Source organism: Campylobacter sp. BCW_6468 (assembly GCF_001762865.1).
In the GTDB taxonomy this organism is placed as follows: Bacteria; Campylobacterota; Campylobacteria; order Campylobacterales; family Campylobacteraceae; genus Campylobacter_D; species Campylobacter_D jejuni.
Genome location: NZ_MJXQ01000011.1, coordinates 1 through 7,866, shown reverse-complemented (window position 1 = coordinate 7,866; position 7,866 = coordinate 1). Strand labels below are relative to the sequence as shown.

The following is a 7,866-nucleotide window of genomic DNA, read 5'->3' as shown; positions in this document are numbered from 1 at the left end:
TGAACTTACCCTCTCAAATATAAAAGATAAAGAACAAATTTATTTAAAAGCCCAAAAGGATTATGATGAATTAGTACAACATAATTTCACTCAAAGAATTTTAAATGATAAAGATTCTATAGTGGATGGAATTTATAATGAAAGGATTAAAAAGGTTCATACTCAAACCATAGACTTAGCTAAAAATGTCAATGTAGGAGGAGAATACTTAACTAATGTAGGCTTATCTAAAGATACCATAGTAGGATTAAGCAATACCTTAAATGTAGGAGTAGATAATAAAGTAAGAGTATCTAAGAATTCTAGCGAATATGTAGGAGAAAACAAAGATATAGAAATAAGTGCTAATCAAAACACTATTATCCATAAGGATGAGATAAGAAATGTGAAGGGAAATAAAAAGGAGGTGGTTGAGGGGCATTATGATATTAATATAAAAGAAACATTAAAAATCCAAACAGAAAAAGAGACTTCTATAAGAAGCAAAAATAATCTACTAATCACCACCAATGCTTCAATGGGCTTTGAAACAGATAAAAATAATACCTTTGTATCTGATAATTCATTATCGCAAACAAAAACAGATTATGAAGTAAAAGCAGGCAATCAAATCCTCCACCAAGTAGGCGATACTCAAATTGTTACTAAGGGAGATTATGTGATTATTAAAGCAGGTGGAGTTGAAGTAGTGATAGATTCTAATGGGCTTGTGGTCAAAGGTGGAGAGATTAGGGCAGAGTAATGGAAGTACTTAATCAAAAAAATAGTTTAAATATTAGGCTTTTAAGTTCTAATAATATTCTTCTGCATAATCAAGAATTTAAGCTTTATGAAATAGCACAGGGCAATAAAAATGAAATCAAGACTATTTTTACAACCAATAGAATGGGGGAAGCTCATTTAAATGCTAGTGAAATTTTTAGTAAAGAAGCACAAAGCTTTGAATTAATTTTAAACCAATCTAGTGTTTATAAAAACAAACCCATCTATAATCATAGATTTTTATTAAGAAGTTATGAGTATGGGCATTGGTGTGAAATAAAATTTGAAAGAAAGGCAGATAAAGGCTCTATAAACTCTATTAGGCTAAAATCCAAAGAATTTACCTTAGAAAATAATGAAAAAATAGTGCGTAATTTCTATACTTTTGGTGATATAGTAGAATTTGAAGCTATTTATGAGGATGCAAAAATCAAAGAAGAGCAAATTAAATGGGGTTATGTTTTTATTCAGGATAAAAACACCTTAGATAAGTTAAACAAAAACCAATTAACTAATGACAAAAAGGAAAGTTCTTTATTTGATGAAGAAATTTTAAAAGATTGTTTTTATATTGAAAAAGAAGAAGATAAAGCCCTATTATCTTCTTCTATCATTTATAGACATTTAGAAAACAACAAAGCTTATTGTGGAAAACATCTTAGTTTGCAACTACCAAACCCTAAAGACACACAAGAGCAAAAAACACTATTAGTCTTTGCTTATAAAGAAATACCCAATTATAATGCCTCTTATCTTATAAGAATTAATGATTATCCACAAATTACCATTGATTGCACTCTAGCAGAAACACTAAGGGCACATACAAACAAAGATGAAATCTCAAGGCTTGGTTGGGGGGTAAGCTATATCTGTCAAAGATTATGGCATGATAATCCAAGTGATGCTAAAGAATTAAAAGATTTAACCTTTAGAAGCTCTACTTCACAAGATTTTATAGATACTATCCCTAATGAAACAATGAAAACAATAGTAAAGGAGATATTGCCTAGAGTAGAGATGCAACAATTAAAGACTGACAACACAAAATCAAGAGATAAAGCAAGATTTTATGCGGAATTAGATTGGGATAGTTTTTATATGAAGTTTCCTATAATGCAAGAGCTAAAGGGCGAGTATATGAATCTCAAAAAGCTTTTTGGAGAAGAATCTGATTTTCAAAAACAATTCGAAGATTTTCTTAATGATACTTTACTAGATATAAAAAACATTAAAAATACACAAGAATATACAATGGCACTCAATATCCAAGCAATGAAAGAGAATAAGACGAAGAATGCAGAAGTCTTTAAGCTATATAAAAAAGAGGAAACACTCCCAGAAACTCATAAAGCTATAAAAGACTTACAAAAACCATCAGATATTATCGATAATAGTTTATATTTTCAAAGGTTTGATATAAAAAATGATGTGTTTTTACCGCATTTAGGCTTAAGTAAATTTGATGCATTTTCATTGCAAAACTCCATACAACATGAAAAAGAAGTTTTAGATAAATTCCACTCTAACCCAAAATACAAGCAGAATTTTGCTCTATACTCTATCGCAGGGGCTTTTAATATCTTATATATACCAAGCCTTATACAAATCACGAGAGTTACAAGATTCTATAATTACCATTCTTTATATGCTGCGTGCAAAAAGGTGCGTGCTTTTATCATTGATACTGTGAATTTTAATAATAATGGTAGCGATCAGCCTATTGGGGCATGGGATTATGAGAAGGTAGGATTTGATTTATATAATTCGATAATGCAATACCGAAATACAAAATTTCATTTTAAATATACCTCACCAAAATCATTCTTATTTCCCTTATATAATTCAGACTTTCTAAAAACAAAACAGTATTTTAATCTAGGCTTAGATTTCTTTTTATATAGCTCTACATTTTTGGATATGGATTTTAGTCATACGCAAATGCAAGATACTGCTTTTATAGTGGGGAAGTAAGATGTTTTTTGCTGGTGGTGATTATGAGCCTTTTATATATGGGCTTAGTCTTATTGCATACTATTTTCTACCCCTTTATTGTCTGACGCTTTTATTGTATAAATATAAGCCTCAATATGTGAATCTTACTCTACATATTGGAGCTTCAGTGTTGTTATACTTAGCTATGTGGGTAATATTTGTCGATACAACTATTATCAGCCTTTTTGAAATTTTTCAAATGTTTTTAATCCCCATTATCTTGCAAATTATACATCTTACCTTTATACTCTATGCTATTATCTATACTTATTTTGATATGCAAAAGATTTCATTTACAAAGAGACTAGGCAGATATATCGTTTCATTTTTTATTGGGATTGGACTACTTATCCTTTCTTTTGTAATGATGTATGCTATTGGATATTATATCAGCTCATGGTGTGATAGATATTATCTTAAAATCGATGAGAGAAATGAGGCGATTCGCACTATAACTTTTTATGTTCTTGTTGTGGTTTTTCCCAGTATAATTACACTACTCCTTAGCTATATCCTCTATAAAAATCATAAGTCATTTTTTACTAAGATTCTATATAGAATCTTATCTATGATAGGCAAGGACAAACCATAATGCAAAAACTTATATATCAAAACCACGACTACCAACAAATACAAATCCAACAAACACAGAAACATTTCAATCTTGGTTGTGATTTTATAGTTACAAGCAAAGGTTTTAAAAATATTAAGATTCCAAATAATTTGGATACAAAGAATCTATTGAGGATTATAGTAAAAAGTGAGGCGAGATAATGACTGATGGATTTGGGTTTTTAGCATATGTCTTTACATTGCCTGTATTGATTCTTGGTGGTATATCTTATGTATGTATAGTATTTTTGATAAGATTTCAAAGCTTTTGTGGGTTTGTATGTTCAAAAAGTTTTTGGATTGCTTGGCTTTTTTCATATTATTTATTATTTTTGATTATCTGCATTACTTGTGAATGGGAGTTATTAATAATGTATATCTGTGGTATTTCTTTACCTTTGGTATATTTTTTAAGAAAATTTTTTATGCAATCATATTCAAATCTAGCTCTAAACGAATTTTCATTATGGATTATCCCAATGAGTATTTTCTCTCTTTGTATTCATAGTAGCCTGTGCGTTGCTATTGCATGGATGTTAATATTTTTTCAAACAAATTATGATACCCAAACACTTCAATCTTGGCTTAGATTTCTTTTTATATAGCTCTATATTTTTAGATATTGTGCTAGAGGAGTAGTTATTATGTTTGAAGCGACAAAAAATACAGAGTAAATTAAAAGAGTTCTTATGCAAAAGTTTTTAATAGTTTTAGGATTGTGTTTAATGTTAGCCATTAGTGCTAATGCACAATCCCCAAAAGAAGCCAAACCTAGTTTTGATTGTGCTAAAGCAAGTACAAAAGTAGAAAAGATGATTTGTAATGATAAAAGTGGGGAGTTACAAAAACTTGATAGATTGTATTCTAAACTCTATTTTTCAATACTAAAGAGTATCCCAAAAGATACAAAAGAGGGGCAAGAGACAAAAAAACAAATGCAAAAATTTGCTAAAAATTTTATAGATTATAGAGACAATATGCGTTGTTTTTTATTGGCAAAAAATGATGATGAAAAAGAAGTGGAAGAAGTATTTAACAAAGGACGCGAAAATGGAATAATGTATGAAAATCTTGACTCGGTTCATTTTGGTTTTAAACCACATCATTACAAGCCTTGTATAGCAAGGGTTTATAAAATGGGAATTTTATTGCTTAGCACCAATACTATCATAGATACAAGTTTTCTCATAGACAAAGATACTTTTTATACTTGCAAGGGCAATATGATACTCGATATTTTTTCTATTAAAGGTTTAGTAAAGTTTAGATTTTACAATAAATTGTTTCCACAAGGATATAAAGAAACCATTATAGAAGCCTCCAAAGCATTACAGGAATTAAGCTCAAATGGTCGCTATACTCAAGTATGTGTGTTTGAAGATGAGGGATTTATATGCACAAATGGAGGGTGTGAGTTTGATTTAGATGAAATGCAAACTAGAGTTATTCAGCCACTTGATAATTTTATTCAAAATATAGATTTTAGGAAACTAAATGCCAATTAAGACAACAAATTTAAGCTATGAGGAATTTTATAATAAACTTTTTAGTCTATTAAGGTTGGTTGAAGGGATTAGAACAAAGATTTATGCTGATAGTGCAGATGATCCAAAAATTACCATTGGTATAGGATTTAATATTGACGAAGATAAATGGAGAAATGTTATTTTGATGTATAAAGCAGGGATTTTGCAATACACAGACTTAGAAAATGGCGTCTATACCCTAGCTAATATACTAGGCAAACAATCACAATCTATGCAAATTCTCATTAATACAACTTCTAAAGAAATAAAAGATAAGATTAATGAATATAAGGCAAGTAATAAAATTCAAAAAAATACCTATCAAACAGGTAAAAACCCAAATCAAAATATGATTAATTTACAAAAAGATATCAATGCCATTTTGCAAAATAATATAAAAATCTACAATCAAAATCCTGAAAATATTAACCAAAAACTTGATGAAAATATAGTTTTTAAGCTTACAGATAACGAAGCAATAGAAGTTAAAAATATCATCAGTTTTAGTGAAATTAGGGCACTAAGACACAAATTAAACAAATGGAATGCAAATCATCTTACTTCTTTTAGTAAGACAGAATTAACCAATCCACAAGAGTTTATTCCCTTATTGTCTATTTATTATCAGCGTCCAGCAAGATTTAACCCAGAGAGTGGACTCATCTTGCTTCAAAAAGCCCTTAAAGATAAGAATAGATTCTTAGCGTGGTTTTCTGTGCGTTATTATGCTGATATACGACAATTCAAAAACCCTTATTATTCTCGCAGAATCCAAGAAGCCGCTATGTTTGGCTTAAGCAATAAGAATCAAAATAATAATATTGAATATTTTTCAACAAGTCTTGATATTTTCTCTTATCTTAATTTTAACTTTAGAGAAGCCAATGCCAAGCAAGGACTGAAGCTGTCAGATAAATACACTTACCTTTCTTTTATGCAAACTTATAAGAAATGCAAAGAAGTTGATGAAAAAGCAGAGTATCTCTTAAGAGAATACAGTACATATCATACTAAAGACAAACACTATTATTCTTATGTTGCTAAAGAAGAATTTCAGGGTATAGCTGATATTCTCTCCCTCTATCTATCCTACCTAAACACCCTCACTCAAAAAAATTTTAGCTTAGATAATATTTATTGTATTGCTAATTATTGTGAGAATTTAGGCGCTAATAAATTGGATAATGTTGCCTTGCTTAATAAAACTTTAAGACAAAAGTTTGAAAAACTAGAAGCAAATACACCCCATAATATTCTTATCCTCTATCCAAATCCTACTCCATCTATTATACAAATAGAACAACCTAAAAATACTTTTATTACCCTACTTATAGGAGCAAAAGCAAAAATAGATTGCACTAAATTGATAGAAGATCAATGTGAGCTAATGTATTTAAAATATGATCCAACACAAGAAGAACAACAAGCAATTAATCCACAAGCTTTTTCTTGTAGCACCCAAGAAGAACTTATTTTAAAAAAAGAAAATGAAATATACTTTAAAGCAGTAAAAAACAATATATCATATTTTATTAATAAAAACGATGGAATTTTAAAAGTTGCTCTTACTGGCAATGAAGAAAATGCTATAGAATTATACAGTTTTGCTAAAGAAAATCAATTTAAAATTTTACAAGATAAAGCTTCAAAGATGCTAAAAATCTATTTAAAACTAGAAAGATATAGTAGCGAAGAGATTTTATTACATAGAGGGGGAAATTTTGAATTAACACTTAATAATCTTAAGATTTTAGATAAAAATGGAAATAATCATGAAACCATCACTAAAATATTTCTTCATAATTGTGAGAATAGAAGGATTTATGAAAGTTTAAAGCTAGAGTATCAAGAAGGCATTTATAAGAGCAGTTTTAAAATTGATTTAATTTTAGATGAAAACTCTTCTTTTTTTAAAAGGGCTACAAAATGTATTATAGCTACAAAAACCTTAGAAGGCTTTAGCACAAGTCAAATGCATAAAATTGGAAATGTGGCAATAGTCTCTTTAAGTTCTGCAGATAAGAAAGGTGGAAGCTATACTTTTACAAATAAGGTAAGCATGCAAGATTTTGGAGAAAATCTTTATTTAGATACTGAGGCAAATGGGTATGAAAAACAAATAAAAAATTCAAGAGAGAATTTATATATCACAAATTTGAAAGCTTATAAAGAAAAAGAACAGCAAAATACTACTGATAAAATCCCTTACAATGAAACTATTTTTATTAGAGCCTACTTAAATAATGAGGAGAAATTTTTCTTCGATGAGACAATTAAATGGGCATATTGTATAAAAAAAGAAGAGGAATTAGAATGTAATCAATCTAAAATTAAAATTTTAGAAAATCTTCAAGGAAATGATATAACCTTTAATACTTCTATGCTTTCACAAGATGATAGGAATAAACTTTATAATATGAATGAAAAATATCAATTAATCTTATTTGCTTATTTTAGTGCACCTGCATTTAAAACAACACAAGGAATAACGCATTTAGTGTTAAAATGACTAAAGATTTAAACTATACAAAACAAAGCCATTGAACTTACCCTCTCAAATATAAAAGATAAAGAACAAATTTATTTAAAAGCCCAAAAGGATTATGATGAATTAGTACAACATAATTTCACTCAAAGAATTTTAAATGATAAAGATTCTATAGTGGATGGAATTTATAATGAAAGGATTAAAAAGGTTCATACTCAAACCATAGACTTAGCTAAAAATGTCAATGTAGGAGGAGAATACTTAACTAATGTAGGCTTATCTAAAGATACCATAGTAGGATTAAGCAATACCTTAAATGTAGGAGTAGATAATAAAGTAAGAGTATCTAAGAATTCTAGCGAATATGTAGGAGAAAACAAAGATATAGAAATAAGTGCTAATCAAAACACTATTATCCATAAGGATGAGATAAGAAATGTGAAGGGAAATAAAAAGGAGGTGGTTGAGGGGCATTATGATATTAAT

7 protein-coding genes are annotated in these 7,866 nt (G+C 28.8%); all 7 read left to right on the top strand.

What is annotated here, in order from left to right; all coding sequences use genetic code 11:
• Positions 1-742 (top strand): bacteriophage T4 gp5 trimerisation domain-containing protein (locus tag AJ889_RS00785; protein ID WP_070293197.1); only part of this gene is annotated, 742 nt, incomplete at its 5' end.
• Positions 742-2,733: a DUF6402 family protein gene (locus tag AJ889_RS00780; protein WP_070293194.1), complete on the top strand. Its 1,992-nt coding sequence runs from the start codon at positions 742-744 to the stop codon at positions 2,731-2,733. The genes AJ889_RS00785 and AJ889_RS00780, both read left to right, overlap by 1 nt.
• A 166-nt stretch (positions 2,734-2,899) precedes the next feature.
• Positions 2,900-3,346 carry a hypothetical protein gene (locus tag AJ889_RS00775; RefSeq protein ID WP_168977582.1) on the top strand — a complete coding sequence of 149 codons (447 nt, stop codon included), beginning with the start codon at positions 2,900-2,902 and terminating at the stop codon, positions 3,344-3,346.
• Between the two features lie 181 nt (positions 3,347-3,527).
• Complete coding sequence (locus AJ889_RS00765) at positions 3,528-3,971, top strand: hypothetical protein (RefSeq protein ID WP_032584906.1); 444 nt, start codon at positions 3,528-3,530, stop codon at positions 3,969-3,971.
• An 84-nt stretch (positions 3,972-4,055) separates the two neighbouring features.
• A complete protein-coding gene (locus AJ889_RS00760) occupies positions 4,056-4,871 on the top strand; it encodes a lysozyme inhibitor LprI family protein (protein WP_002788365.1) in 816 nt (271 codons plus the stop codon).
• Positions 4,861-7,401, top strand: a complete 2,541-nt coding sequence (locus AJ889_RS00755; RefSeq protein WP_032584903.1) for a hypothetical protein — start codon at positions 4,861-4,863, stop codon at positions 7,399-7,401. The genes AJ889_RS00760 and AJ889_RS00755 overlap by 11 nt, the downstream gene beginning before the upstream one ends.
• Before the next feature lie 15 nt (positions 7,402-7,416).
• Positions 7,417-7,866: bacteriophage T4 gp5 trimerisation domain-containing protein (locus tag AJ889_RS00750; protein ID WP_407918781.1), on the top strand; the 450-nt coding region annotated here is incomplete at its 3' end.